This is a genomic window from Lachnoanaerobaculum gingivalis (assembly GCF_003862475.1).
Classification (GTDB): domain Bacteria; phylum Bacillota; class Clostridia; order Lachnospirales; family Lachnospiraceae; genus Lachnoanaerobaculum; species Lachnoanaerobaculum gingivalis.
Genome location: NZ_RRCO01000002.1, coordinates 435,616 through 462,553 on the forward strand (window position 1 = coordinate 435,616; position 26,938 = coordinate 462,553).

The following is a 26,938-nucleotide window of genomic DNA, read 5'->3' on the forward strand; positions in this document are numbered from 1 at the left end:
TTACTTCGCCTCACTCTTTATTCTTTTATCAAAAACAAAGTAAACAACAGCACCTGCTGCAGGAACTAAAAGCCCCAATGAACCGTTTATTGGATCTTCTATAATACCTTGAATCAAAAGCCCTACGAATACCAATGCAACCACAATAACAGATATAGGATACAACCACACTTTGTAAGGTCTATCTATATCGGGATACTTGTGTCTCAATATAGGAAGTGCCAGTATAACCAACACATTAAATATCATTCCACTTATTACCACAAGATTTGTCAACTGATCCAAATTTCTAAGTAATACTAATACTACAGAGAAAATACATTGAACAATAATTGGTACAGTTGGGACTTTATACTTTGGATGAAGTTTTTTAAAACTCTTGAAAAAATGCCCTTCTTCTGCCATTGCATAATACATTCTAGGTTGTGCAAGAACCATTCCATTCATGGTACCAAACATGGCGAATATCATTCCTATTGAAACAATTATTCCACCTGCATTTCCTAAAACTGTTTTTGCAACTGCTGTTCCAAGATACAAATCATCATTATTTATCATTTCTACAATCTTTTCATGTGGCAATACTTTCATAATTGCAAAATTAAATAATGCATATAAAACAGTCACTCCACCTATCCCTATAATGATCGCCAATGGTAAATTTTTTTTGGGATTTTTTATCTCTTCAGCAACAGTATTTAGATTACTCCACCCCTCATATGCCCAAAGTGCAGCTACAATTGCAATAGCTAACATTGATATAACATTTGTATTATGTTCTATTGCATAAGTACTTGCCGATCCAAGCGAAAGATCCGGACTTACTTTTCCAACAAATAATGCAACAAACATAACCATTGCAATAGGCACAAGTTTTGCCACCATTGAAAGGCTTTGTACGGCAGAGGCAACTTTAACACCAACTAAATTATAGATGGTAGCGCCAACAATAAGTATAATAGCTGCAACCTTTATACCGAAATCACTAATATGAAAGAAAGATTTTGCAACATTCATAAGAGCAATAGCAACTGCAGCAATAGAACCCGGTCCACCAAGTAACCAATCGGTAAAACCTGCCATAAATCCAACTACGGGATGAAAAGCCTCATTAAGATATATTACTCTTCCACCGGCTTTTGGCATTGCAGTTCCAAGCTCCGCATAGCATAGTCCTGCTACTAAAGATACAATACCTGCAAGTATCCAACAAATCAATGCTAATCCACTATTCATTCCCGTTCTTTGTAATACATATGACCCAAGATAAAATATACCTGAGCCAATCATGATACCACCAATAATGCTTATTCCACCAAACACACCGATTTCACGCTTAAATTCTGTTTGCTCCGTAGTCAGTGAAGATAATTTTTGATTGTCACTCATATATTGTCATTTCTCCTATATATTTTTTATATTCTTAATTGTATTTGTTTTACATTATTTATTCAACATCATACAATTTATAACCACAACCTTATCAAAAGTAATAAGATAAATTTTACTATTCATATCCAAATAACTTTTAATTATAAAAAAACTTAGGTTTACCATATCTCTTATATAATAAACCTAAGTTATAAATTTTATTCCACTTCAGGGTGTTCCTTTTTAAACTTTGCGTTCTTTATAGGAGCCACAACTGCCAAAGGAATTACAAGCAAAAATACACAAACTCTACCAATCCATCCATAACCTACAGCTATAAGCTTTGTAAGTCCTGCAAATGATAACAATGTAGCTATTACAATTGAAATGAGTGATATAATTATTCTTCTTTGCTCGATATTTAATGATTTAAATCCAACTTTCTCAAATCTTGTTACAAGGCCAAAGACTACTCCTACACCTGTTGATACAAAGGCGCAGAACAATATAACTGAATATGCATATAACAAAATTGGTGCATTTATAAATTTAGCTATATTGAAAATCGGAAGACTCATACCATCTTCAAGTTGTGTGAGCGCATTCATATTTCCTAATATCATTATTGCACAAAGTGCTGTCATAAGACCATTTATAACAGTTCCGATTATAGCAAATCCCATGCATTTTTTTGTTGTATCAAGAAGCTGAGATGTACTGATGATAGATGCAACTACCAAGCTTTGGAATCCGGCATACAACAATCCGTTCCATATTGCAGTTCCTAATGATCCTTCTACATGCTTTGTTGCAGCAACTTCACTTATTCCTGCCTGTCCAAGTGATAATCCCGGGATCAATAGTGCAATAAGGCAAACCAAAATCATAATTGTTATAATGGTGGATGCCTTTCTAACAAGCCCTGCTCCAAATATAGTCAGAACAAAGAAAATAGCTCCTGTTATTATACAACCGATGTAAAAGTTCAATCCCCAAAGGCTTGCAAACAACTTTCCTCCACCTGCAATTGCAATACCGGCACCTACTACAACCAATACGAAGAAAGCAATGTCAAAAAACAATTTACCTGCAGATGAAAATGGAGCATACAAATGATGTGCCAATTCATCATAACGGAAAGCTTTGTGATTCTTAGCCATTACTGCACCATTATAATAGCACCATCCCAAAAGTATTATTACCAATGCCGGCATAAACAGGGCTGTAAATCTATACTTTACAAAATACTGTACAGTTTGATTACCTGTTGCAAATCCTCCACCTACATGTGTACCAAACCAAACTGCAGCAACTGAAAACATCGCCCCTAAAGCTGATTTTTGAGAAGTATTCTTATCCATATACTTCCTCCTTAACCTTTATTAAGTAATTCTTCTAAACGAGCACCATCCTTTAAAAGCTCTATTAGTTGTGGAACTACTTCGTATATATCTCCCACAATACCATAATCAGCTACATCAAATATAGGTGCATTAGGATTTGTATTAATAGCAACAATAATTCCCGAATCTTGCATACCGGCCAAATGCTGTATAGCACCTGAAATACCACATGCAATATATACTTTCGGACGTACAGTTGTTCCTGTTTGTCCAACTTGTCTAGATCTGTCAATCCATCCGGCGTCAACTGTAGCTCTTGAAGCACCTATAGTGCCTCCTAAAATATCTGCTAGTTCCTTTAATAGTTTGAAGCCGTCCGCATTCTTTATTCCCATTCCACCTGATACTATAATATCCGCATCAGTTAAAGGAATCATATCCTTTTTTATTTTTATTATATCTAATACTTCCGTTCTTATATCTTCCCCGGATAAATCAACCTTTAAGTCAATAATATCTCCTGTTCTTGATGTATCTTTTATAGCTTTATCCATAACTCCCGGACGAACTGTACACATTTGAGGTCTTGTTTCAGGACAAATAATAGTTGCCATCAAATTACCACCAAATGCAGGTCTTGTCTGCAGAAGCTTTCCATCTTCTTCATCTATTTCAAGCTTTGTACAATCTGCAGTAAGTCCTGTATTAAGTTTTGAAGCAATTCTTGGCGCCAAATCTCTACCTATATGGGTTGCTCCAATAAGAATTATCTCAGGCTTATATTCTTCTACTGCCTTTTCCAACACCTTTGCATAACCATCTGTTGTATAATTATGTAATAACTTGTTATTTACATAATATACTTTATCAGCTCCATGCTGTATAAGCTCAGGTATCAAATCATCAACATTATCTCCTGAAAGAAATGCACATAGCTCAACGCCAATCTTACTTGCCAGTTTCTTTCCTTCTCCCAAAAGTTCAATAACTACAGGTGTAAGTACCCCCTGACGCTGTTCGGCAAATACCCACACTCCTTTAAATGATTTTATATCTCTGTTATCCATGCCTTCCTCCTATCAGATAATGTGATGATGTTTAAACTTGATAGCCAATTGTTCAACCATATCTTTTACGCTTCCTTCAAGCATAACAGAATTTCCCTTAGCCGGTGGAGTAAAGGACTTATATACTCTTGTAGGAGAAGCCTTAAGACCTACATCTGTTGGTGATACATCCAAATCGTCAATATTCCAACGTGTTATATCCATCTTCATAGCTTCAAATATTCTATCAACACTCATGTATCTCGGACTGTTTAATTCTTTAACAGCAGTCAACATCGCCGGTGACTTCACCTTTATTACTTCATACCCATCTTCCAACTGTCTTTGTACTGTTACAGTATTATCGTCATTTAATACAATATCCTGCACATATGTTATCTGTGGAATTCCAAGTTTTTCTGCTGTCTGCGGCCCTACTTGAGCTGTATCTCCATCTATTGCCTGTCTTCCACCAAATATAAAATCATAATCTTTCAACTTGCGACATGCTGATGCCAATGCATTTGATGTAGCCCATGTATCCGATCCGCCGAATGCTCTGTCTGAAATCAAATATGCTTCATCCGCACCCATAGCCAAGCACTCTCTGAGCATGTTTTCAGCCTGTGGTGGTCCCATAGAAATAACACTTACTATTGTATCCGGTAACTTATCTTTTATTGTTAATGCCGCCTCTAAGGCGTTTGCATCATCCGGGTTTAAAATACTAGGTACACCGTCTCTTATAAGCGTATTTGTCTTAGGATCTATACGCACTTCTGTAGTATCAGGTACCTGTTTTGCACATACTATAATTCTCAAAATAAATCCTCCATGTTAATTAAAATAAACTATAAGCTTGTTATTTTATTACTTTTTTATCACATGGCCTGCAATAACCATTTGTTGTACCTGTGATGTTCCTTCATAAATTGACAAAATCCTTGCATCTCTATATATTCTCTCAATAGGATAATCCTTGATATATCCGTATCCTCCATGGAGTTGTAGTGCTTTATATGCAACCTCGTTTGCTGTTTCTGCTGCATAATATTTTGCCATAGCTGACTCAAGTCCTGGTACTCCGCCACTATCTTTTTTCATAGCTGCATCATACACAAGCAATCTTGCGGCCTGAACCTTTGTAGCCATATCTGCAATAGTAAACTGTGTATTTTGGAATTTTGCTAAAGGTCTATTAAACTGAATTCTTTCTTGAGTGTATTTTATCGCTTCATCCAATGCTCCTTGTGCAACTCCAAGAGCCTGTGCTGCGACTCCAATTCGTCCGTAATCCAATGTATTCAGCATTATCTTAAAACCACGGCCTTCTCCTCCAAGCAAATTAGACTTAGGCACCTTTACTTTATCTAATATAATATCTGAAGTTTCTGTACCACGAATTCCCATCTTATCTTCATGCGCACCGACTGAAAAGCCATCCCATTTAGATTCAACTATAAAAGTACTTATTCCCTTAGTTCCCTTACTTTTATCCGTCATTGCGGAAATTATTGCAAAATCACAAATAGGGGCGTTAGTTATAAAACATTTTCTTCCGCTTAATTCATAATATTCACCCTTATCAATAGCAATTGTCTGTCCTGCTCCTGCATCTGATCCTGCTCCCGGTTCTGTTAATCCAAAACTTCCAACGTATTTTCCTTCTGCAAGTGGTCGTAAATACTTTTCTTTTTGTTCAGGTGTTCCAAAGTTTACCAAAGGAAGTGCAACAAGAGATGATCCGGCTGTGATATATGTTCCGGTAGACGCACATCTCCTACTGATTTCTTCCATAATTATGGCATAAGAAACATAATCCGCTCCTGCACCACCATATTCCTTTGGAATTATTGATGAAATAAACTTATACTTTACCAGTTTATCAATAACTTCCTCCGGTATTTTTCCGGTTTTATCAACCTCATCAGGATAAGTAGACATCTCTCTTTCTACAAAATCTCTGATAGTTTTTCTTAGCAATTCGTGTTCTTTTTTTAAAATCATATTACCCCCGCTTTTTTAAAGCATTTCAGCAAATGTCTGTAATCTTGTCCTTATTTGTTCAATACTACCTGACTCCTGATCAATTTCAATTGTAACAGCCTTTAATCCTGCATCATGAATATCATCCAACAAAATAGGAGCGTCATACTCTTCTGTATCACAGAATTTTAAAAGTGCAAATACAACACCTTCCGCACCTCTGTCCTTTGCAAGCTTTGCAACCATCTTTCCTCTAATTCTAAAAGGATCATATGCAAAAGAGCATCCTTCTATTTCTGACCACTGTGTTGCTATGCTTAAGAGTGCATTTTCTTTTCTTGGTACATCGGTTCTGAACTGTCTTGTCTCATGAGCAATATCATCACCAACAATCCTTAACGCATTAGACTCCATAATTTCAAGGATTTCTTTGGAATCCAGAATAAATCCTGTTGTTACTATCTTATGACCTTCATACTTTTCTTCAGGTAATTTTTTCAACTCATCATTGATGAGTTTTACCTTTTGTGTATGTTCTTCCTTTAACATAAAATAAGCTGACTTTATTATATGGCTTCTTTGTACATTATTTATAGAATTAGGATGTATTGCTGCCAACTCAACAAACTCTCTCATAGTCTTTCTATGTTCATTGTAAATATCTATACTGTTAAAAATAGCTTCCTCAGATATTTCTTTTCCACAAACTTTCTCTAATTCTTTTTTCACGTTCTCAAGTTCAGAAACAAGGTACTTTACACCTGCAGATAATTTTCTATTCTGTGGGTATACAAGTGTAATAAAAGGAATATCCTTAATAGCTGCTTTCCAGTTTTGTCCCAAACATATCAATGTATCATCCATACCCGGAATAATAGCTGCGGACAATTGATTATAGGTGCCTTTTAATGCTAATTCCATACAAGTAAAAACTACAGAATTGCAGAATGCAGGAAAATATTGTTTTGCAAGATCTAATGTAACATTTTGTCCACCCCAAATTCCTACCGGCAACATTCCTGCTGCATGGACCAACTCTTCAGGTGTATATACAGGTGCAACTCCAACCACCTTACTTCCTGTTTTACTCAAATAATCAGCAACCGCATATCTTGGATTTTCAGCAATATGTTCCAATTCACTTATTAATTTATCAATTGTTGTCATCTGCCTTACCTCCATTTTCTTTTTGATGTTCCATAACTTCTACTAAGCCTTGAAGTCTGGTCTCAAATTGTGCGTCTGAAAAAGCTCTCGGATCGGCTTGATCTCCATCAAATGAAGCATATGGTAAACCTGTTTTTTCATGTACTTCTCTAGCCATTTGATATTGTATAAAGCTCATGAGCTTACAGCTACGATTCATGTGGTAGAATACTCCCTCACAGTTTCCGTCTTTAAGAGCGTTTACTCTGTAATCTGTCATCTTATTCAAATCAACATTATTGAACATACTACAGTATGCTCTTGCTAATCCGTCAAGATCATTCTTCTCATATACTAAAGCCCATGCATGAGGATAAACGCTTCCTGTCATGTTTACGCCATATTTTCCAAAAGACTTCATCTTGTATCCGATATATGGCCAACAAGGTATTCCTTCCATCATTATTCTGTACTTTTCTTCACATCTGTTAGAAGTTGTACCATTTTTTATATGTTCTTTAAGTTCAGAAATAAGTAGCTTAAAGGCCTCTGTAGTTTCTTTCTTTCCTCTATAACAAACTATAACTGCCATATATGAAAATAAGTCGAAGCCGTTCATTGGAGCAGGATATACATCTTTTGATAATGACATTGACTCTTTCCACAACTTTCCGTTTTCGGATGAAATAGCCATAACCTCTTCTAATTTTTTAGGATCGAACTTCTTTCCTGAAATTTTTTCCAATTGATTTGCAGCTTCTTTAAATTGCTCTACAAAATAGTCAATACGACTCTGACTAACTTCACCCGAATTATTATATGCTGCATCAATCATTATTAAAGGTATATTAAGTTCTCTTGCAAGACTCTCATACCATTTTATAACTTCATTACAAATATTATTACAACAACACACAAAATCCGGCTTCGGCATATTAAGATTTTCAGATCCTCCGTTTTCAAGTAATCCGAAATTTGTTCTTGCATATGCACATAAATCAATAGAATATCCTCTTGATTCAGCCTTTTCCTGTAATGACAATGATTCCTTTTTGGCTGCAACACCGGCCGCCTGGTTTTCCGGATATAATAAAGGTAATCCAAAACACTCTACAATTTCCTGCGGAAATACAGATGTAGACCAACCTACCGGAATTCCTTTTTCTTTAGCCTCCCATGCCTCTTTGTAAGACTTGGCTAAAAGACCGTTAATCATCTTCATCGCAGTGATTTTATTTTCTTCTGCCATTTTTCCTCCTTTACTTATAATCACTTATTCAATGCTTCGAATGCAAAAAGAGCTGCACCTAAAGCTCCTGTCAACTGAGCGAGTTTAGGAACTTCTATATTCTTTCCAAGTGCATCTTCCATAGCCTTCACGACACCTATGTTTTTTGCCACTCCACCAACCATGACAACTTTATCCTTTATACCAACTCTTTTTGCAAGTGCTGCCACTCTACCTGCTACAGAAATATGGATTCCGGCTATTATATCTTCTTTATTAACACCTGCAGACAAATGTGAAATAACTTCCGACTCTGCAAATACTGTACATGTACTACTTATATTAACAGGAGCTTTTGACATCATTGAAATTTCACCCAACATTGAAACCTCTGTTTCCAATACTCCTGCCATAACATCTAAGAATCTGCCTGTACCTGCCGCACATTTATCATTCATGACAAAATTAGATAAATTTCCATTTTTATCCAATAAAAGTGCTTTTATATCCTGTCCGCCAATATCAATAACTGTTCCCACATCCGGAACAAGAAAATGTACTCCTTTAGCATGACAACTTAACTCACTAATCTGCTTTTTTGCTCCCTGATATGTCATCCTTCCATAACCGGTTACAACAACAGCCTCCATATCACTTTCTAAAAGATTACTTTCTTTTAACAATTTTTCCTTTACACGTTCCGGTCCACTGGTACCTGTGCCTGAGGTAATAATTGCCGTACAAACGATTTCTTTACCATCCTTTAGCACAACTCCCTTTGACGCAGTAGATCCGAAATCCAATCCCATTGTATACACTTTTCTACCTCATTAATTATGATTAATTTATAACTTTGTTTTCTCTGAGTTTGTTAAGCTCATCATCACTGTATCCTGCTTCTTTTAATACTTCTACTGTATGTTCTCCAAGTAAAGGTGAAAGCTTGTACTCTTCCTTTTCTCTCTTTGGGAATTGTACAGGATTTGTGAACATAGTTCTTTCATTTCCATTTCTGTATTTTATTTTAATTAAGAAGTCATTATCCCAGCACTGCATATCATTTGCAATATCAACAGGGGTTTGTAACTTTTCAAATGGAATACCTGCTTTTTGTAATCTCTCACACCATTCATTTATAGGACGTTTTGCAAATTCAACTTCCATCATGTCTACAAATTCTTCAATATAATTTACAACGCTTTTCATTGTGCTATATTTAGAACCCTTTAAATCAGGACGTTCTATTACTATATCGCAAAATCCCGGGAACCACTTGTCGTATTGGAAAAACGCCAATTGCAACCAATTTCCATCAGAACACTTATATGTAGTATTAAGTGGATTTGGAGGATTCTTACGTGTTATCGGCATATTATATCCATACTGTGCCGCATTAACATATAATCCTAATCCAAATACGGCTGTATGGAATAAAGATACTGTTACTTTTTCGCCTTCTCCTGTCTGGCCTTTATTATACAGAGCAGCCAGTATACCTGCTGTGAGGTTCATTCCGGCATAATGATCACCTAATGCTGCCGCTGAATTACATGGAGATGTATCTTTCTCCATAAGACTTGCTGCTACTCCACCTCTCGCAAAATATGCTGTATAATCAAATGCCGGATTATCCTTTGCAGGACCTTTTTCACCATATCCCAACAAATGAGCATATATAACATGTGGAAGTCTCTTGTGAACACTTTCATAGTCTAAGCCACTTTTAACCAAAGCTTTTTCTCTAGTATTCGTCAAGAAAATATCAGCAGATTCGAGTAATTTAAATATTATCTCTACTCCCTCAGGTGTTCCTGTGTCAACTACAATACCCTTCTTTCCGGAGTTTTCCATCTCAAATAGTGGACATTCATCTTCTCCGGTGGGAAAATTCCATTGCATTCCTACGGCTCTAGTCATATCTCCAAATGCAGGTTCAATTTTTATTACTTCTGCACCCCAATCTGCTAAAACTCTGCCACTTATAGGTGCTGCAACAAAATTCGCATATTCAATGACTCGTATGCCTTCTAACAACTTTCTTTTACCCATATTTCAAATCCTCCTTATATAAATATGTGAAAATTGTACTTAAATTTATTATATATACAAAAATAATTATAGTCAAGTAATATCTAAATTGATATAATATAATCTATATTTTACTATTTTTGTAAAATTTTATTCAATAGTTAGATTAAAAATATATATTTTTACAAAGAACTCTTTTTCTTTTTTGCATTGTTTATTATGAATTTGCATATATTATATTTTAATTATTAGTCTATATATTTAAGTGTTTTGATACCTAATTCAAAGTTTTTATATACTTTTATGTGTAAAATATAAATAAAAAAAGAGGGATATAACCCTCTTTTATATATAGTAGTAAATATTTAACTTTAATACTGTGATCCGCTCTCTGCGAACACATTTCCCTGATACTGTGCATCACCGAAACCGAGAATAATCTCAAACACGAACGGTGCAAAGAATAAGCCTACTGCAAATCCTACATCATATCCGAAAGCTTTTGCTTTCCAATAGCAGAATCTTGCTCTTGCAACAATGAAGAGTACAAAGAATGCAAAGCTTACCAGACCGAATAGGAAACCGATAAATCCACCAATTTCTGCTATCAATGCTACTATTCTTGAAAGAATGAATGCACACCATAAGTAAATAATATACTTCTGATCCCATGTCTTTCCTGCGTAAAGATAATCATTATAAAATGGAATAATTGATTTCCATCCTTCAATATTCATCTTCTCAAAGACCTTGAACATTCCTACAACTGCAAGTACGTAGAGAATAAACGAAAAACAATTAACAAAGAACTGCAATACACCCATAATTTTGCCTCCTAAAACGGTTTCTTGTAGTGATAAAACGCATTAAATTTTTATCAATACTTTTTAAAGTATATAGTAATTTTCATTATTCCGCAACAAATTTATATTCTAAATTTTCTTACTTTTTTATAACATTATTCTTATTCATAAATAATTTTATCTTGAATTCCGGCTTTACTTTAATACAATTCATTTATAGCCGTTTTATATTCTTTCAGTCCACCGGATTTTCTTATCTTTTTCAGTATTCTTGCATATCTGTCATCATCACCTATTATCATTCCCCAAATTTCCTTAAGTTTAAACAGCGTATTTCTTTCTCCAAAATTCAAAGACATATACTCTTCAACTATATCATCCAAAAATTCTATCGTTCTTTTAATGCAGACAGTTTCTCTGTTTTCCTTTATGGACTCGGCTAGTAGAGGATTTCTTACCAAACCTCTTCCAATCATAATTCCTGTAACTTTCTCATCAAATATTTTTGTTTTAAAAGCATTGACATCGTCTAATGTCTTTATATCACCGTTATATATAATATTCTGTTTAAAAGTATTACAGGCCTCTGCAAATGAAGGCAAGTGTATATTATTTTTATAAAAATCACTTCGTAGTCTCGGATGAATTATTATTTCATTAAAATCATATTTTTCATATACTTTTAGTAAATCATCCCACTCTCCATAATCCGAAAAACCTATTCTTGTTTTTACAGAAATTGTTATATTATCTTTCTTCTCAAATATTTCATAAAAGAATCTGTCTAACGCTTCATGGTCCTGTAAAAAACCTGAGCCACGACCCTTTGATGTTACAGTGCCTGAAGGACAACCAAGGTTTATATTGAATTCACTATAACCCATCTCCTCTATTTCATCTGCAAGCTTTAAAAAATCTTCTGCACTGTTTGTAAGTATTTGCGGTATCAAATATTGTCCCTTATTGTACTCTTTATTTAATTCCATCAATTCGGATTTGGAAAACCCTTTTTTCATATGTGGTGTAATGAAAGGTGTAAAGAATTTGTCCACTCCGCTAAAATGCTTTATATATACCTTTCTGAAAACATAATTTGTTACACCTTCCATAGGTGCCATGTATATCTGCATAAATCTCCTCAAATCAAAAAATAGAGGGCAAACAACCCTCTATCTAAGTTTATCATTTTATATGCATTTATCAAATATATTTTTTAATTTTTTTCTGTCTGTGATGAGTCACTGCTTGGTGACTGCGGTATTTCAAGCTAATTACCGTTTGCATCGGTAGGCTTTTGTGGTGGCTCTCCTGTAGGAGGATTTCCACCCGGACCGCCGTTTCCGTCAGTGGCAGCCATACCTCCTTGACCTCCCATGCCTCTGGCGGTCCTTTCGCCGATAGTATTTCCTCCCGCTGTTATAGTTACCTCATCACTATTATCTCCTGTAGTTACTGTATATGTTTCTCCGGTAGTTAACTTATCTGAAGATATAATTGCAAAACTGAAGGACTTAGCAGCTGTATAGCTCACTACAATGTTACCGCTCTTATCGGTTACCTTTATCTCCGTTCCTGCTTCAAGAGTACTTGAATAGTAAGCGGTTATAAAGTTCTGTGTTGAATTGCTTGAAAATGTCTGCGACATCTCCTGAACACCTGTACTTACAAACGTACCGCCTTTAATAGTAGCATCGCCGTTGTAATCAAGTGCAACGTCCGGACCTGAAGTAGCTCCTGATATATATACAGTTCCTCCTTCAATATATACCTGACCGTTTGAATCAATACCGTCTGCCCCTGCATCTACATTCACAACACCACCTGTAATCTTTAAGTATGTATCAGCCTGGTTTTCCTCTCCATACGCTTCCTTCTCTGCGTCTGTGGCACTGTCATCTATAAGACCTCTTGCATTCAGACCGTCATCTGCTGCAACAATATCAATATTTCCACCGTTAATATCAATGGTAACAGCCTCAAGACCTTCTCCGGCTTTCTCTATATTAATATTTCCGCTGTTTATTACCAACACACCATCTGTTGTAATTCCGTCATCTTCCGCATTTATAGTTATATTTGCATTTTCAATAGTAACAGAATCCTTACCCTTTATTGCCTTATCTACTGAATCGATAGTAATATTACCACCAAGTATAATAAGATTATCTTTGGACTTTATAGCTGCCGCATAATTTGAATCAATATTTAGACTTCCGTTTCCATTAATAGTTAGATTATTTTTAACAAAGAGTGTTGCATCAGGCTCATCTTCACCGTCTGCATACTCATAGCTTGTTCCGTCCGTTAATGTATTTGTTGTACCGTCTACAAGTGTGATTACAACTTTCTTTCCTGTAGCTGCATTGATAGCTGACGATGTGGTATTTGTAATATTAACACCGTTGAATACCAAGTGTACTACATCCTCATCACCTACTTCAGTTATTATCTGTCCGTCAAAATCTCCGCTAAGAACATATGTACCTGCTTTTGTTATTTTAATATTTCCATCTTCAAATGTAGCACCTTCACCTGTGATATTTGCACTTCCTGCACTGAGTTCAATCTTTGTATCTGAATCTGAGTATGAAGTATTAAGATCTTCATCTGAATATTCACCTACTGTTGTTGTATTTGAAGTATTTGTTGCTGTAGTCTCAGTCTGCTGTGTTATTCTCTCTGTAGTAGTTGTCGTCTTGTTATTTGAGCAACCTACTATTGCTAGTCCAAGTACCATGGTTATAAGCCAAGCACACATTTTCTTTTTATTCTTCTTCATATTTTACCTCGTTTCTAAAATGGGGTTTTTGTTTATGCTCTGTATTATCCACTAAAGATATGTTCAAAATGTGTGCTTCAAGTGTAAAGTTTGTGTATTTCTTATATTGACTTTAGAAATACTATAAAAAAGCAGATAGGCTCCAACCTATCTGCTTAATTCTTTTTCTTAAATTATTTTGCTACATAAACTCCGTCGTTATTTACATAGTAACCGTCAGGAGTTGTTGCATTGTACCACATAGCACCGTTGGCATCGAAATAGTACCAAAGATGTGTATTCTCTGTGAGTAACCAACCGATGTTCATATGTCCGTCGTCATGTAAGTAGTACCAGTTGTTATTGATATGTAACCATGAAGTATACATATAACCGTCTGCATTGAAATAATACCATTTAGAATCCTTGAATACCCAAGTATTCTTTGCATAATTTCCTGCACCATAGTTTAACCACCAGCCATGAGCATCCTTCACCCATGTACCTGCTGAAGAGCTTAAAGTTGATACTGAGCTGCTTCTTCTGTTACTTGAACCTGAACCACCTGATGATGAAGAACCGCCTCTTCCTCTTCCTGAACTTGAAGGTGTTGCTACTGATGCTGTAGCTGTTGAAGAAGTTGCTGTTGATGGCGTTGCCGGTGTTGTAACAGTACTTCTTGACGGTATAATAATTGTTGATGGAGCTGCATTAGCTGCGAAAACTGCTCCAAATGTTAAACCTAATCCTAATGTAAGTGTCGCTATTAAACGTTTCATATATCCCTCCATATATCAAATTAATTTAATATTCCTTAACGAAACATTTAGGATAATAGCACCATTCAACAAATAATGCAATGTAAATTACCTTTCTAAAAAATTACAACTTTCTTACATAATTAAATGTAATCTATGAAACACATATATTAATCGATACAATTACTTAACGTATGTTAATTAATTTATTTTAAAAATTTTTATTTCTTATCGAATTTTTCAAGTGCATCCCATACACCAAGAATATACATTACACCAAGTGCTCTGTCATACAGACCGTATCCCGGTCTACACTTCTCATCCCAGATATGTCTTCCATGGTCAGGACGAATATATCCTGTATATCCACAGTCATGATATGCCTTGATTATATCTAAGATACCTACATCTCCGTCACAATCTCTATGTGAAACTTCAGAGAAATCACCTCCCTCATAATGTTTTACATTTCTTATATGTGCGAAGTAGATTCTGTCACAGTGTTTTCTTACTATATTTGCAACTCTGTTTTTCTCATTTGCACCAAGTGAGCCTGAACAAAGTGTAAGTCCTGAATAAGGATTATCTACAAGTTTTAAGAACTTGTCAATTGCGGCTTCATCAACCAAAAGTCTTGGAAGTCCGAAAATATCCCATGGCGGATCATCCTGGTGAATAGCCATCTTGATATTACATTCCTCACAAGTAGGCATTATTGCCTCCAAGAAATACTTTAAGTTTTCCCAAAGTTTTTCTTTGGTAACAGGCTTATATGCCTCAAAAAGCTCCTTCAAATGCTCAAGTCTCTCAGGTTCCCAACCCGGCATTGTGTATCCTTTTGACCCTTCTATGATATATTTTGCCATCTCAATAGGGTCTTCTCTTATAACTTTCTTCTCATAAAAAAGTGCATTTGAACCGTCAGGCAACTCATGATGTAAATCAGTTCTGGTCCAGTCAAATACAGGCATAAAATTGTAACATACAACTTTTACGCCAAATTTTGCAAGATTTTTTAGAGTTGTTTTATAGTTCTCTATAAGTGCATCTCTACTTGGTAAACCTATCTTTATATCATCATGAACATTTACCGACTCAACAACATCCATATTGAAACCATAAGGCATTAGTTGCTTTCTTACCTCTTCGATTTCGGCCACTTCCCAAACTTCTCCTGCAGCCTTATTATGCAATGCCCAAACGATGCCCTCTACACCCGGAATCTGCTTGATTTGCTTTAAGGTAACGGAATCATTTCCTTCTCCGTACCAGCGCCAAGTCATTTGCATAGTTTTCTCCTTCTATAATATCTATACAATAAAAGTAACTAAAGTTACCGATATTATCTCACATATTTCTTCAACGTCTCTCTTACAGCTCCATTTCCTGCTATAAGTTCAACAAAATATTTCTCAGATAACTCACCAAGCCCTACCTCATATAAGTTTACTCCGAATATGGAAGCATCGCTAAAGAGCTTTTCCAGTCTTGAATGTACATCAGTATCACCTATCTTAATATCTGCCACCATCGGAACTACCTTTTCAAGTAAAGGATCCGGACTGAGCTCAAATTTATTTAAATTGTCATCTATTCCCATCAGATATCTTGCCCATCCTGCAAATACAAGAGGTATAAGCTTAAGGTCCGATACTTTTAAGTTTTCGTTCTTTTCATATGCCTTTATTGTCTCACCGAATCTTATTGCAAGCTTTTGTGATGTATCACAGGCAATTCTTTGCGGTGTATCAGGCATAAACGGATTTGGGAGTCTTACTTCCACTACGGTATCTATGAAATCTTTAGGATTAATAATTCCCGGATCTGTAACTACAGGAAGACCTTCTTTATATCCTATTGTCTTTATAAGTTTTGTAAGCTCGCCATCTTTCATCTCATCGCTGATTTTTTCATATCCCAATATACAACCGTATATTGCAAGTGCCGTATGAAGAGGATTAAGGCAGGTACACACCTTCATTCTTTCCACCATGTCTACAACTTCACGCTTTGTAAACATTACTCCACCTTCTTCAAGCTTAGGTCTGCCGTTTGGGAAGCTGTCCTCTATTACAAGATATTCAGCCTCTTCCGCATTTACAAAAGGTGCTACAAATGTGTTCTTGCTTGTCTTTACAAAGTCTACATCCTCTATACCGTCTTTAACCAGCATATCCATTACAGAGTCGGCAGGTCTCGGTGTTATTTTATCAATCATAGACCATGGGAAACTTACCTTACTCACATCATTCACATATCCCAAGAATCCGGAATCACAAACACCATTGTCAACCCAGTTCCTTGCAAATGCCACCACGGCCGCCTTAAGCTTATCACCGTTATGTGAGCAGTTATCCATACTTACCATAGCTACAGGAAGGGCCCCTGCCTTAAATCTCTCATAAAGCATGGCACAAACCTTACCCAGGTAGCTTGTAGCTTTCCCAGGTCCTGCTTTAAAGTCCGCCTCTATGCCTGCAGGAGTGTTTCCGTTTCCGTCAACTACTGCATAACCTTTTTCGGTTATTGTAAAACTCACCATTTGAAGTGAAGGCTTTCTGAATAACTCCTTTAAAGTTTCATAGTCCGCATTTTCCAGATCCACTCTTAAAGACTCTACGACAGATCCTACAATATTCTTCTCAACCGTTCCGTTACAGCAAAGTTTCACATATATTGTAAGATTATCAAATGACTTGAATGCCTTATCTATTATTTCATAATCAAAACCTTCAGCAACAACAAGACCTATATCGGTTTTCTTTTCATTTAAAAGATTGTTTAAAACATTTGCCTGGAATGCTCTGAAAATGTTTCCGGCACCGAAATGTATCCAGTTCGGATTTGCAAGTGTATTCTTTTTTACCTGCTCTCTGTCATACTTTGGTAGAGAGTATCCGAGTTTTTCCCATGCTGCTGCATTTTCTAAAATACTTCTTTGATTGAGTTTCATTATTTTTCTCCTCATTTTGACCTGAAAAGCTTAAAAACTATATTTATAAGCCACAACTTCGAACATAAAATATATTACAATTTACGTTGTCAAACATTCAATATTTTATCATTTTTTCCATATAAAAAGCAAGGCTGAACCGTTACAAAACCTCACTTTTATAACACGGTTCAGCCTACTGAATTCCATAGTTTTAATATTTAATTGTTTATATACTCAAGAACTTCTTCTATACTCTTCTTACCGAAGAAAACCTTATCTTCATTCATTACCAGACATGGCACACTCATTACATGATACTTCTCTCTGAGGTCCCCGAAATGATTTATATCATAAACTTGCGCATCAATATTCGGATTTAATGAAGCAATTCTTTGTACCGCTACAACAAGATCCGGACACATCGTACAACTGAGTGATACTAAAATTTTAAATGACACTTTATCCTTTATTCCAAGTATCTTCTCTCTTATATCATCACTTAAGCCCTGCCCCGGACCTGATACATTGTATATACCAAGAATAAATGAAGTAAATTCATGTCCTCCCGGAACACCGTGGAAGGCTAAACCGCTGTATTCTCCATCTCTATATATTTCTACAACAGGGGCTTTCACTTCATCATGCACCTCTTCAACAGAAATCTTATCTGTAAGTTTACCAAGCTCTGTCATATATGAAAGAAGTTCTTTTGATACATCATCATCCTTCACATATACCTTAAGTAAAATATCTTTTTCCATCTTGCCGAACACAGTATTTAACTGTGCAAGCATATCGGATGAAAATAATCCTTCTTCCTTGACTTCTTCTTTAGGCAAGCTTCCCTTTCCTGCACCTGATTGCCTTATAGGGACTACAGGCTTAATACCTGTCTTTTTATGCATTACAGAAATATACTTTTCAAGTTCTGTTGCTGCTATACCTGCATCTCCGACTGTTGTTACAACTTGTCTGAGCGGCTTTATACAAACATCTCCGGCCGCATATAATCCGTCAATTGCAGTTTTCTTTGAGGCATCTGTAATTACATATCCTCTTTCATCAAGTATTCCGAAGTCCTTTACCAAAGATGTTGCCGGCTCATACCCTGCAAATACGAATACACCGAAACCTTCCTTATCTTCAAAGACTTCCTCTTTACCTGTTTCATTGTTCTTATAAACAATTCTCTCCAAAACATCATTACCTTCAACTTTCACCACCTCGGTATGTGTAAGTACGGTAATTTTTTCATTATCATAGGCATGTTGTGCTGTTGTCTTTGCACAAGTAAAGTCAGGCTCTCTTATAAGGATAGTTACATGTCTTGCATACTTTGTTAAGAATACGCTTTCTTCAGCCGCAGCAAAACCTCCGCCTACGACAAAAACTTCCTTACCTTTAAAGAATTCTCCGTCACATGTTGCACAATATGCAACTCCATGGCCTTTGAACTTTGCCTCACCTTCAAATCCTATCATTCTAGGTGATGCACCTGTAGCAAGTATTACTCCGAAGCACTCAATATCTCCCTTTGATGTATGGACCTTCTTAATATCGCCGTCCATATCAATAGAGTCAACCGTAGCAAGTAAGAATTCGGCACCGAAGTTTTCCGCCTGCTTTCTCATCTGCTCTCCAAGTTTAGCTCCTGAGATATGCTCTATACCCGGATAATTTACAACTTCAGCGGTCAGAGTTATCTGACCGCCAAATTTTTCTTTTTCTATAACAAGTACACGATAATATGCTCTGGCTAAGTAAATAGCAGCTGTCAAACCTGCAGGACCGCCGCCCACAATGACTGCATCATACATGTTTTTGCTCATAATGTCCCCTAATATTATAACTGACCTACAAGATCAAGACTTGGCTTTAATGTCTCAGCACCCGGCTGCCACTTAGCAGGACAAACCTGATCACCATGCTCATGAACGAACTGGCAAGCACGAAGTTTTCTTAAAAGCTCTTCTGCATTTCTTCCTACTCCGCCTGCATTTACTTCATAAGAAACGATCTTTCCGTCAGGATTGATGATGAAAGAACCTCTCTCTGCCAAACCGTTCTCCTCGATATATACTTCGAAATCTCTTGAAAGTACATGTGTAGGATCTGCAAGCATCGGATACTCAATCTTTGAGATACGCTCTGAATGATCATGCCATGCCTTATGTGTGAAATGTGTATCTGTTGAAACTGAATAAATCTCACATCCAGCCTCTGCGAACTCCTTATAGTTCTTCTGTAAATCCTCTAACTCTGTAGGACATACAAATGTGAAATCTGCAGGATAGAAGAAAAATACACTCCACTTTCCTAAGATATCCTTCTTAGATACCTCAACGAAATCTCCCTTATGAAATCCCTGTACACTAAACTCTCCAACTTCCTTGTTAATTAATGACATAATTGCCTCCTCATATAAATAAAATATTTTTGTACTAAATCAGTATAGGAAAAACTATATCCTAAAGGTAAACAATAGGTTCCCCTAACCTGTTACTATTATATTTAACATAAAATAATTGTATACACAATAGTATTTTGTAATTTCGTCGTTTTAACTAATAATAATTCCTATTATTATCAATTATTTTACACTAAAAATTAAACTATATTGTCTTCTTATATTTACCTGTGTTTTATAAACTAAAATAGATAATATACATCCCCATACAATATTCTTAATAAAAAAGGATGCGATCACCTCGCATCCTGCTTAAATATATTCAATTTCAACTAAAGTAAGTCCCTTTGCAGGCATTGTCTGTCCTGCAAGTTTTCTGTTTTTTGCTTTCATTATCTCCAAAATATGACTTGGAGGATAAACTCCCATGCCTACCTTTATCAGAGTACCTGCTATAATACGAATCATATTGTAGAGGAAACCGTCACCTCTTATCACAACAGTAATCATATCTTCATCCTGTAATACTTCTAGAGAAAATATAGTTCTTACAGGTGATGACGCCTGAGATTTTTGCGAGCAAAAACTTGTAAAATCATGTGTGCCGATAAAGTACCCGCTTGCTTCTCTCATCTTATCAACATCCAGATTGAAATAGCAAAAATGTGCATAAAGTCTTTCTGTAGGTATATCGATCTTTCGATTTAATATTCTATATGTATAAGTTTTTATACAGTCGTTCTTTCTCGGATGCCAGCCTGCTTCCACCTCATCGGAATATTGTATCCTTATATCATCCGGAAGTCTTTGATTTATGGCAAATGCAAACTTATCTGCCGCCATTCTTGCATTCGTATCAAATACAGCTACATTTCTGTAGGCATGGACTCCGGAGTCCGTTCTGGAGGCACCTATTATCTCTATTTCTTCACCTGTCAATTTTGAAATAGTATTATTTAATACTTCTTCTATAGTTATTCCGTTAGGCTGCTTTTGCCAGCCGCAGTAATTCGTACCGTCATAGGATACTATAAGTCTTATTCTTCTCATTACCCTACTTCCTAAACACAAAAACCAAAGCAATACATATAAGCATATATATCAAATAATATAAATATGCAATTATATCAATCTTCTTATATTTTAAAGGTTTTAGCTTGGTTCTACCCTCACCGCCGTGATAACATCTGGCTTCCATCGCCATAGCCAAATCTGTAGCTCTTCTCATTGCTGAAATAAAAAGCGGTACAAGCAGAGGTACCATTGCCCTTGCTTTTTGTATTATATTTCCCGACTCAAAATCGGCACCTCTTGCCATCTGAGCCTTCATTATTTTATCTGTTTCCTCTATCAATATGGGGATAAATCTAAGTGCAATTGACATCATCATTGATATCTCATGTACCGGTATCTTTATAACTTTCAAAAAGCCCATACTTTTTTCAAGACCGTCTGTAAGTGCATTCGGAGTCGTAGTCAAGGTCATTACAGACGATCCCACTATAAGGAAAATCAATCTCAGTCCCATGAATATTGAAACTCTGATACCTTCTTTTGTTATCTTAATTATCCATAGTTTGAATACTACTTCTCCGTCAGTCAAAAACAGATTAAAACTGACACTGATAATCAACAGTATAAGGACAGCTTTCAGCCCCTTTACCATAAATTTTACCGGTACCTTTGAAAGCGAAATAGCAACCACCAAAAATAGTGTTGCCAAAGTGTATCCCGGCCATGAGTTTGCTATAAACAGAGAAATAATAAAAATCATCGTTCCAAAAAGCTTGGTTCTTGGGTCAAGTCTATGTATTACAGAATCTATTGGGTAATACTGTCCCAATGTAATATCTCTAAGCATTTTTATCCTTCCTCTTAATATATTTAAGTATCGCATCCCTGGCTTCTTCTATTGTGGTAATATCGTCTCCCAGGTCTATACTTTCTTTTTTAAGTCTTTCCACTATATAAGTTATTCCGGGCGCACTAAGTCCTATGCTCTCAAGATATTTATACTTCTTGAAAACGTCCTTAGGTGTGCCGTCCAAAACAAGCTCACCGGCATTCATAACAAGCAATCTGTCAACATACTTTGCTACGTCTTCCATGCTGTGAGAAACTAAAATGACTGTCATATCCCTTGATTTTTTCAATTCAATGATTTCGTCAAAAAGTTCATCTCTTCCCTTCGGATCAAGCCCTGCTGTAGGCTCATCCAATATAAGTACTTCCGGATTCATAGCCAAAACTCCGGCTATTGCTACTCTTCTTTTTTGTCCTCCGGAAAGTTCAAAAGGCGATTTTTTATAATAGCTTTCATCAAGCCCTACCAGAGCAAGACTTTCCTTTGCCCTTTCTTTCACCACTTCTTCCGGTAACTTTTGATTTCTTGGACCGAATTCAACATCTGAAAGTACATCCACCTCAAAAAGCTGATGTTCGGGATATTGGAAAACCAAACCCACCTTCTGCCTTAAAAGTTTCATATCATACTTAGCTGCATATATATTTTCACCGTTAAAATAAAGTTCACCTGAAGTTGCCTTTATCAGCCCGTTCAAATGCTGTATCAAAGTGGATTTTCCGGAGCCTGTATGTCCGATAATACCTACAAACTCTCCTTTTTTGATGGAAAATGATACATCCTTTATTGCATACTGTTCAAAGGCAGTACCCTCTCCATATATAAAGTTTAATTTCTTTGCTTCTATTTGCACACTATCTTGCATTATTATCTCCAAATGTGTTTATTTTAATATCGGTAAAAGGCTGTCTACAAGCTCATCCAATGTAAGTATGCCGTCAGGTAAATTAAGCCCTGATTGTTTAAGCTCAAATGCAAGCTCTGTAGTACTTGGTACATCCAATCTGAGTTTCTTTAATTCCTCCACATGTGAGAAAACCTCTTTCGGTGTTCCGTCCATTACTATCTTACCCTCATCCATAACTATAACTCTGTCGGCTTCTATAACCTCTTCCATATAGTGAGTAATTAATATTACCGTGATATTTTCTTTTTTATTTAATTCAAGAACCGTCTTTATAACTTCTTTTCTTCCGTTCGGATCAAGCATCGCTGTAGGCTCATCAAGCACAATGCATTTGGGCTTCATCGCCATAATGCCTGCTATAGCCACTCTTTGCTTTTGTCCGCCTGAAAGTTTGTTTGGAGATTTATATCTGTAAGCAGTCATACCTACAGCTTCCAATGCGGCATCCACTCTCTTCCACATATCATCTGTCGGAATACCGATATTTTCAGGCCCGAATGCCACATCCTCCTCTACCACATTTCCTATAATCTGATTGTCAGGGTTTTGGAATACCATTCCTACCATCTTTCTCAAATCAAGAAGTGTTTCATCATTTGCCGTATCCAAATCCGAGATAAATACAGTACCTTCTGTAGGTAATAATATACCGTTTAAATGTTTTGCAAATGTAGATTTTCCCGAGCCGTTATGTCCCAAAACAGCTACAAAATCACCTTGAGTTATATCAATATTTAAATTATTGATAGCTCTTTTTACTTCTTCTACATTATCTTCTTCATCTCTGGTTATATAATCAAATATAAGCTTTGTTGCTTTTACTATTCCCATATTTTCCTTTTACTTACTCTTAATAAAACAAAAACCTCAGCAAGGTTGCTGAGGTTCTAATAACGTGCGTGAGAAGATTCGAACTCCCGACACCTTGGTCCGTAGCCAAGTGCTCTATCCAGCTGAGCTACACACACATTGCAAGTACATATTCTACATTAGTGATGTGTGTTTGTCAATAGGATTTAGATATTTAAATAAAAACGTAAAATACCCAAAATAAGTATGTGTACCGGATAAAAAAGATAATTAATCCACTTATATTGTTTACCTCTTTTTCCGTTATAAGTTAAAGTAAGGCCAAACCCGAAAACAGAGTATATCTCCTTTATAATTGAAAGATAACCTAATCCTGCTCCAATCAGAGGCTTATCGTAAAAAATATAAAAGATGTAAGCCGCTACTACTGCGTGGTAATCATAGTCAAGGCTAAGTCCCATTGCCGACAGTCCTGAAAATATAACTATTATAATTGAAACTGTATACCATAAGGCTTTACTCTTAATCTTCTTTTTTAAAGCATCGATTATCCATATAGTTATAAGGCATAAAGCCAGAGTAAACATCATATTATTCCAATACGGATTGAAGAATGTTTTTGATGTAAACATATCAAAAGGCACTTCCGATATTATACCGAATACTATCAATGTAAGCAGATATTTCTTCCTGCTTTTTGTTTTAAAAAATCCCTCCACTATAAAAAACACAAAAATAGGGAAAGCAATTCTTCCCAATATCGAAAATATATTTGACAAATACAATAAAAATCCGCTGCCATCCAGCATCGGTGTTATAAGCGCATTATTTACATGATCAATAAGCATTGAAATGAATGCTATATATTTTAACTGTGCTCCTGAAAAAATTTGAATTCTTTTTAATTCCATAGCTTTCCTCAAATTTTTATATATTTATAAAACAAATTATACTTAATAAATTTTTATTATATCATATCAAGATGAATATTTTGTAAATTGAGTCTTAACTTGATTTTATTATTTGACTTGTATCTGCACTGCACCTATAATGGTAAAATCACACTCTTAGTACACCTGTGCATTATTTGCCGTGTATTAGAGTTTTAACGTATGGAGGATTATTATGTACACCGCTACAAAAGGCAGCTCATCTTTTAATAAAGATATTTTAAGGCTTGCCGTACCGATAGTTTTACAAAATATTGTTACAACCGCTGTAAATTCAGCTGACGTAATAATGCTTGGCTTTGTAGGACAAGACGCGCTTTCAGCCGGATCACTGGCAAACCAGGTTATGTTTATATTAAACCTTGTATATACAGGTATTTCATCCGGTGTCATAATGCTTGCCGCACAATACTGGGGAAAAAAGGATACAAAGACAATCGAACATATAATGGGGATAGGTATGCAGCTATCCATATTTATATCAAGTATGTTTTTTATTATGGCATTCTTTTTTCCACATGTTTTGATGGGAATTTTTACAAATGATGTCAACTTAATAACAGCAGGTATACCTTATCTTAGAATGGTAAGTTTCTCATACCTTTTTATGAGTTTTTCTCAAGTATACCTGTGTGCTATGAGAAGTATAGAAAGAGTCCATTTCTCGACTGTTACAAATGCCGTTGCACTGATCTTAAATATTATCTTTAATGCAGTTTTTATTTTCGGTCTCTTCGGCGCACCAAAGCTTGGAATACTTGGTGTTGCACTGGCAACCGTAATTGCAAGAGGAATTGAGTTTACAATATGTGTTATAGATAATTTTATACCGAAAGCCATTCATTTCCATATAAAGAATGTTTTGGAAGTAAATAAAATATTGTTTTTTGATTTTATGAAATATTCTCTTCCCGCCTTCGGAAATGAGATAGTTTGGGGTGTGGCTTTTTCCATGTACTCTGTTATAATGGGACATCTTGACAGTGATATAGTGGCGGCAAATGCAGTGGTTGTAGTAGCAAGAAACCTTGGTACTGTGGCTTGTTTCGGTATAGCTGATGCAGGTGCAATCATCCTTGGAAAATCAATAGGTTCCGGAAATACCGATACTATAAAGTCCGATTCTTCACACTTTGTTAAAATAACAAGTATGTCTGCAGTTGTAGGTGGAATAGTTATTTTTCTGTTACGACCTGTATTTTTCACTATGGCTGATTTAACTCCTACTGCACAGAGTTATCTTAGTATAATGCTTTTTATAAATATGTATTATATAGTAGGTCAGGCATTCAATACTGCAATGATTTGTGGTGTATTCAGGTCAGGTGGAGATTCCAAATGGGGATTTTTCTGTGATATAATAGATATGTGGTGCTATTCGGTTCCACTTGGCTTTATATCCGCCTTCGTTCTTAAACTTCCTCCAACGTGGGTATACTTCCTTATTTGTACTGATGAGTTTGTAAAAATTCCATTTGTATATAAGCATTATAAGAGCTATAAATGGCTGAAAAACATTACAAGAGATTTTTAAAATAAGGGGCGAAAATCGCCCCTTATAACTATAATTGTGTCCATTCCAATCCGTCCACGCTCTTTAATGTAAGTACACTTTTGTCATACCTGTTTTTAAGTACAACTTCATCCTCCACTGATATATCGGTATACCAATGATTAAGACTTGCATATTTTCCTGTGTGAATATCAACGATTATGTTCGTTATAGGATCCCAAGTTTTCTTTTTAACACTCTCTACAATCACATAATATGCGTCTAAAAACACAAGATTTCTTCCATACATCCAAAATGGAAGTTCTTTATCTAATAGGGGAAGCTTAGCCGAAAAAATAAAATCCCCCATCGGTGGCTCCGTTTCATAGTTTAATTCAATCTCACTTCCAAAATAAGCAACTGTTGCTCCGTAACAACCTACACTTACAGGTACACATTCTTCGGCTATTATAAAATCCATATATTTCCTCCAAACTATAAATTCGTGTTATCATCCGACTCCTCAAAATATTCATTTAAATGATGATATATTTTTATATCCTCTTCATCATCGCCTCTTAAAACCACACAAATATTTTTATTTTCCAAATCTGTAAACACAAAATTATATTCACCAAAGTAAGCTTGGTAGCCGTATCTTGTTAGAGTCAATATCTGACCGACCTTAAAGTTAAAAATATTCTTTCTGACAATATAAGCCTTACCTGTCTCCATGCTAGTCCTTCTTATAAAAATATAAATATGGATAGTTTACAATCTCTTCATGCCAGTTATCATCATGCTTTATTATAACCTTTCCATTTTCATCATAACACCTTGCAACTATCGGTGCTCTCTCTCCGGATTCTATTTTCCAAACCAATATTCCGTCCTCAAGCCCTGAATCAGGTGAATCAGTCTTTATATATTTTCCCAAATAGCAATCCCAGTAATAAAACGGTAACTTAAGATCTACAATACTTACAAACTCTGCCAATGTGTCCGGCAAAATAAATGTATCAGGATTAGGTGCATTAACATCATCTCCCATGCACATACTGCTCCTGCCCATATAGACTTTTATTTGCATACTCTCTCCTTAAAAA

General features: G+C 35.8%; 26 protein-coding genes and 1 tRNA gene. 1 reads left to right on the top strand and 26 read right to left on the bottom strand.

Annotated elements, in window-relative coordinates:
• The 23 genes from EHV10_RS06245 to EHV10_RS06355 form a co-directional block, all read right to left on the bottom strand.
• Positions 1–1,389, bottom strand: a complete 1,389-nt coding sequence (locus EHV10_RS06245; RefSeq protein ID WP_128673919.1) for an APC family permease — start codon at positions 1,387–1,389, stop codon at positions 1–3.
• Between the two features lie 200 nt (positions 1,390–1,589).
• Positions 1,590–2,732 (bottom strand): YkvI family membrane protein, encoded by a 1,143-nt coding sequence (locus EHV10_RS06250; RefSeq protein WP_060930107.1) that lies wholly within the window; start codon positions 2,730–2,732, stop codon positions 1,590–1,592.
• 11 nt (positions 2,733–2,743) lie between these two features.
• Entirely contained in the window at positions 2,744–3,781 is a 1,038-nt protein-coding gene (locus EHV10_RS06255; protein ID WP_128673920.1) for an electron transfer flavoprotein subunit alpha/FixB family protein, read from the bottom strand.
• Positions 3,782–3,793: 12 nt separating this feature from the next.
• A complete protein-coding gene (etfB, locus tag EHV10_RS06260; RefSeq protein WP_128673921.1) occupies positions 3,794–4,582 on the bottom strand; it encodes an electron transfer flavoprotein subunit beta in 789 nt (262 codons plus the stop codon).
• Positions 4,583–4,630: 48 nt separating this feature from the next.
• Positions 4,631–5,767: a putative isocaproyl-CoA dehydrogenase AcdB gene (gene acdB, locus EHV10_RS06265; protein ID WP_060930109.1), complete on the bottom strand. Its 1,137-nt coding sequence runs from the start codon at positions 5,765–5,767 to the stop codon at positions 4,631–4,633.
• Positions 5,768–5,782: 15 nt separating this feature from the next.
• The gene (locus EHV10_RS06270) at positions 5,783–6,913 is read right to left on the bottom strand and encodes a 2-hydroxyacyl-CoA dehydratase subunit D (protein WP_128673922.1); all 1,131 of its coding nucleotides are present in this window, start codon (positions 6,911–6,913) and stop codon (positions 5,783–5,785) included.
• A complete protein-coding gene (gene hadB, locus EHV10_RS06275) occupies positions 6,900–8,141 on the bottom strand; it encodes a (R)-2-hydroxyisocaproyl-CoA dehydratase subunit alpha (RefSeq protein ID WP_009663532.1) in 1,242 nt (413 codons plus the stop codon). Before hadB ends, EHV10_RS06270 begins: the two co-directional genes overlap by 14 nt.
• 20 nt (positions 8,142–8,161) lie before the next feature.
• A complete protein-coding gene (locus EHV10_RS06280) occupies positions 8,162–8,938 on the bottom strand; it encodes an acyl-CoA dehydratase activase (RefSeq protein WP_207667132.1) in 777 nt (258 codons plus the stop codon).
• Between the two features lie 22 nt (positions 8,939–8,960).
• Complete coding sequence (locus EHV10_RS06285; protein ID WP_128673923.1) at positions 8,961–10,169, bottom strand: CaiB/BaiF CoA transferase family protein; 1,209 nt, start codon at positions 10,167–10,169, stop codon at positions 8,961–8,963.
• 350 nt (positions 10,170–10,519) lie between these two features.
• On the bottom strand, positions 10,520–10,972 hold the full coding sequence (locus EHV10_RS06290) for a DUF5684 domain-containing protein (RefSeq protein WP_128673924.1): 453 nt from the start codon (positions 10,970–10,972) through the stop codon (positions 10,520–10,522).
• Positions 10,973–11,151: 179 nt separating this feature from the next.
• The gene (locus EHV10_RS06295) at positions 11,152–12,081 is read right to left on the bottom strand and encodes a tRNA dihydrouridine synthase (protein ID WP_128673925.1); all 930 of its coding nucleotides are present in this window, start codon (positions 12,079–12,081) and stop codon (positions 11,152–11,154) included.
• A 137-nt stretch (positions 12,082–12,218) separates the two neighbouring features.
• Positions 12,219–13,730, bottom strand: a complete 1,512-nt coding sequence (locus EHV10_RS06300; protein WP_128673926.1) for a carbohydrate-binding domain-containing protein — start codon at positions 13,728–13,730, stop codon at positions 12,219–12,221.
• A gap of 173 nt (positions 13,731–13,903) precedes the next feature.
• Positions 13,904–14,488 carry a cell wall-binding protein gene (locus tag EHV10_RS06305; RefSeq protein ID WP_128673927.1) on the bottom strand — a complete coding sequence of 195 codons (585 nt, stop codon included), beginning with the start codon at positions 14,486–14,488 and terminating at the stop codon, positions 13,904–13,906.
• Positions 14,489–14,688: 200 nt separating this feature from the next.
• Entirely contained in the window at positions 14,689–15,756 is a 1,068-nt protein-coding gene (gene uxuA, locus EHV10_RS06310; protein ID WP_128673928.1) for a mannonate dehydratase, read from the bottom strand.
• A 53-nt stretch (positions 15,757–15,809) separates the two neighbouring features.
• The gene (locus EHV10_RS06315; RefSeq protein WP_128673929.1) at positions 15,810–17,420 is read right to left on the bottom strand and encodes a mannitol dehydrogenase family protein; all 1,611 of its coding nucleotides are present in this window, start codon (positions 17,418–17,420) and stop codon (positions 15,810–15,812) included.
• 200 nt (positions 17,421–17,620) lie between these two features.
• The gene (locus EHV10_RS06320; RefSeq protein WP_128673930.1) at positions 17,621–19,231 is read right to left on the bottom strand and encodes an FAD-dependent oxidoreductase; all 1,611 of its coding nucleotides are present in this window, start codon (positions 19,229–19,231) and stop codon (positions 17,621–17,623) included.
• A 14-nt stretch (positions 19,232–19,245) separates the two neighbouring features.
• Positions 19,246–19,809: an alkyl hydroperoxide reductase subunit C gene (ahpC, locus tag EHV10_RS06325; RefSeq protein ID WP_009663512.1), complete on the bottom strand. Its 564-nt coding sequence runs from the start codon at positions 19,807–19,809 to the stop codon at positions 19,246–19,248.
• A 312-nt stretch (positions 19,810–20,121) separates the two neighbouring features.
• Positions 20,122–20,859, bottom strand: coding sequence for a tRNA pseudouridine(38-40) synthase TruA (gene truA / locus EHV10_RS06330; RefSeq protein WP_128673931.1), 738 nt, complete (start codon positions 20,857–20,859; stop codon positions 20,122–20,124).
• Positions 20,860–20,863: 4 nt separating this feature from the next.
• Positions 20,864–21,670, bottom strand: coding sequence for an energy-coupling factor transporter transmembrane component T family protein (locus tag EHV10_RS06335; RefSeq protein ID WP_128673932.1), 807 nt, complete (start codon positions 21,668–21,670; stop codon positions 20,864–20,866).
• Complete coding sequence (locus EHV10_RS06340; protein WP_128673933.1) at positions 21,663–22,538, bottom strand: energy-coupling factor transporter ATPase; 876 nt, start codon at positions 22,536–22,538, stop codon at positions 21,663–21,665. The genes EHV10_RS06335 and EHV10_RS06340 overlap by 8 nt, the downstream gene beginning before the upstream one ends.
• Before the next feature lie 18 nt (positions 22,539–22,556).
• Positions 22,557–23,411, bottom strand: coding sequence for an energy-coupling factor transporter ATPase (locus tag EHV10_RS06345; RefSeq protein WP_128673934.1), 855 nt, complete (start codon positions 23,409–23,411; stop codon positions 22,557–22,559).
• Between the two features lie 63 nt (positions 23,412–23,474).
• A tRNA-Arg gene (locus tag EHV10_RS06350) sits at positions 23,475–23,548 on the bottom strand.
• Positions 23,549–23,596: 48 nt separating this feature from the next.
• A complete protein-coding gene (locus EHV10_RS06355) occupies positions 23,597–24,301 on the bottom strand; it encodes a TraX family protein (protein ID WP_128673935.1) in 705 nt (234 codons plus the stop codon).
• A 214-nt stretch (positions 24,302–24,515) separates the two neighbouring features.
• Between EHV10_RS06355 and EHV10_RS06360 the strand changes: the two genes are divergently transcribed.
• Positions 24,516–25,874: an MATE family efflux transporter gene (locus tag EHV10_RS06360; protein WP_128673936.1), complete on the top strand. Its 1,359-nt coding sequence runs from the start codon at positions 24,516–24,518 to the stop codon at positions 25,872–25,874.
• A gap of 28 nt (positions 25,875–25,902) precedes the next feature.
• On the opposite strand, the gene EHV10_RS06365 is transcribed toward EHV10_RS06360, so the two are convergent.
• From EHV10_RS06365 to EHV10_RS06375, 3 genes are read right to left on the bottom strand one after another with little or no spacing between them, the layout of a single operon-like run.
• The gene (locus EHV10_RS06365) at positions 25,903–26,313 is read right to left on the bottom strand and encodes a hypothetical protein (protein ID WP_128673937.1); all 411 of its coding nucleotides are present in this window, start codon (positions 26,311–26,313) and stop codon (positions 25,903–25,905) included.
• A gap of 14 nt (positions 26,314–26,327) precedes the next feature.
• Positions 26,328–26,567, bottom strand: a complete 240-nt coding sequence (locus EHV10_RS06370) for a phosphohydrolase (RefSeq protein WP_128673938.1) — start codon at positions 26,565–26,567, stop codon at positions 26,328–26,330.
• Position 26,568: 1 nt separating this feature from the next.
• Positions 26,569–26,922, bottom strand: a complete 354-nt coding sequence (locus tag EHV10_RS06375; protein WP_128673939.1) for a hypothetical protein — start codon at positions 26,920–26,922, stop codon at positions 26,569–26,571.
• Positions 26,923–26,938: the final 16 nt, after the last annotated feature.

Coding starts and splice junctions, on each gene's coding strand:
- EHV10_RS06245 (WP_128673919.1), bottom strand. CDS start 1,389: ATGAGTGACAATCAAAAATTATCTTCACTGACTACGGAGCAAACAGAA.
- EHV10_RS06250 (WP_060930107.1), bottom strand. CDS start 2,732: ATGGATAAGAATACTTCTCAAAAATCAGCTTTAGGGGCGATGTTTTCA.
- EHV10_RS06255 (WP_128673920.1), bottom strand. CDS start 3,781: ATGGATAACAGAGATATAAAATCATTTAAAGGAGTGTGGGTATTTGCC.
- acdB (WP_060930109.1), bottom strand. CDS start 5,767: ATGATTTTAAAAAAAGAACACGAATTGCTAAGAAAAACTATCAGAGAT.
- EHV10_RS06270 (WP_128673922.1), bottom strand. CDS start 6,913: ATGACAACAATTGATAAATTAATAAGTGAATTGGAACATATTGCTGAA.
- hadB (WP_009663532.1), bottom strand. CDS start 8,141: ATGGCAGAAGAAAATAAAATCACTGCGATGAAGATGATTAACGGTCTT.
- EHV10_RS06285 (WP_128673923.1), bottom strand. CDS start 10,169: ATGGGTAAAAGAAAGTTGTTAGAAGGCATACGAGTCATTGAATATGCG.
- EHV10_RS06290 (WP_128673924.1), bottom strand. CDS start 10,972: ATGGGTGTATTGCAGTTCTTTGTTAATTGTTTTTCGTTTATTCTCTAC.
- EHV10_RS06295 (WP_128673925.1), bottom strand. CDS start 12,081: ATGCAGATATACATGGCACCTATGGAAGGTGTAACAAATTATGTTTTC.
- EHV10_RS06300 (WP_128673926.1), bottom strand. CDS start 13,730: ATGAAGAAGAATAAAAAGAAAATGTGTGCTTGGCTTATAACCATGGTA.
- EHV10_RS06305 (WP_128673927.1), bottom strand. CDS start 14,488: ATGAAACGTTTAATAGCGACACTTACATTAGGATTAGGTTTAACATTT.
- uxuA (WP_128673928.1), bottom strand. CDS start 15,756: ATGCAAATGACTTGGCGCTGGTACGGAGAAGGAAATGATTCCGTTACC.
- EHV10_RS06315 (WP_128673929.1), bottom strand. CDS start 17,420: ATGAAACTCAATCAAAGAAGTATTTTAGAAAATGCAGCAGCATGGGAA.
- EHV10_RS06320 (WP_128673930.1), bottom strand. CDS start 19,231: ATGAGCAAAAACATGTATGATGCAGTCATTGTGGGCGGCGGTCCTGCA.
- ahpC (WP_009663512.1), bottom strand. CDS start 19,809: ATGTCATTAATTAACAAGGAAGTTGGAGAGTTTAGTGTACAGGGATTT.
- truA (WP_128673931.1), bottom strand. CDS start 20,859: ATGAGAAGAATAAGACTTATAGTATCCTATGACGGTACGAATTACTGC.
- EHV10_RS06335 (WP_128673932.1), bottom strand. CDS start 21,670: ATGCTTAGAGATATTACATTGGGACAGTATTACCCAATAGATTCTGTA.
- EHV10_RS06340 (WP_128673933.1), bottom strand. CDS start 22,538: ATGCAAGATAGTGTGCAAATAGAAGCAAAGAAATTAAACTTTATATAT.
- EHV10_RS06345 (WP_128673934.1), bottom strand. CDS start 23,411: ATGGGAATAGTAAAAGCAACAAAGCTTATATTTGATTATATAACCAGA.
- EHV10_RS06355 (WP_128673935.1), bottom strand. CDS start 24,301: ATGGAATTAAAAAGAATTCAAATTTTTTCAGGAGCACAGTTAAAATAT.
- EHV10_RS06360 (WP_128673936.1), top strand. CDS start 24,516: ATGTACACCGCTACAAAAGGCAGCTCATCTTTTAATAAAGATATTTTA.
- EHV10_RS06365 (WP_128673937.1), bottom strand. CDS start 26,313: ATGGATTTTATAATAGCCGAAGAATGTGTACCTGTAAGTGTAGGTTGT.
- EHV10_RS06370 (WP_128673938.1), bottom strand. CDS start 26,567: ATGGAGACAGGTAAGGCTTATATTGTCAGAAAGAATATTTTTAACTTT.
- EHV10_RS06375 (WP_128673939.1), bottom strand. CDS start 26,922: ATGCAAATAAAAGTCTATATGGGCAGGAGCAGTATGTGCATGGGAGAT.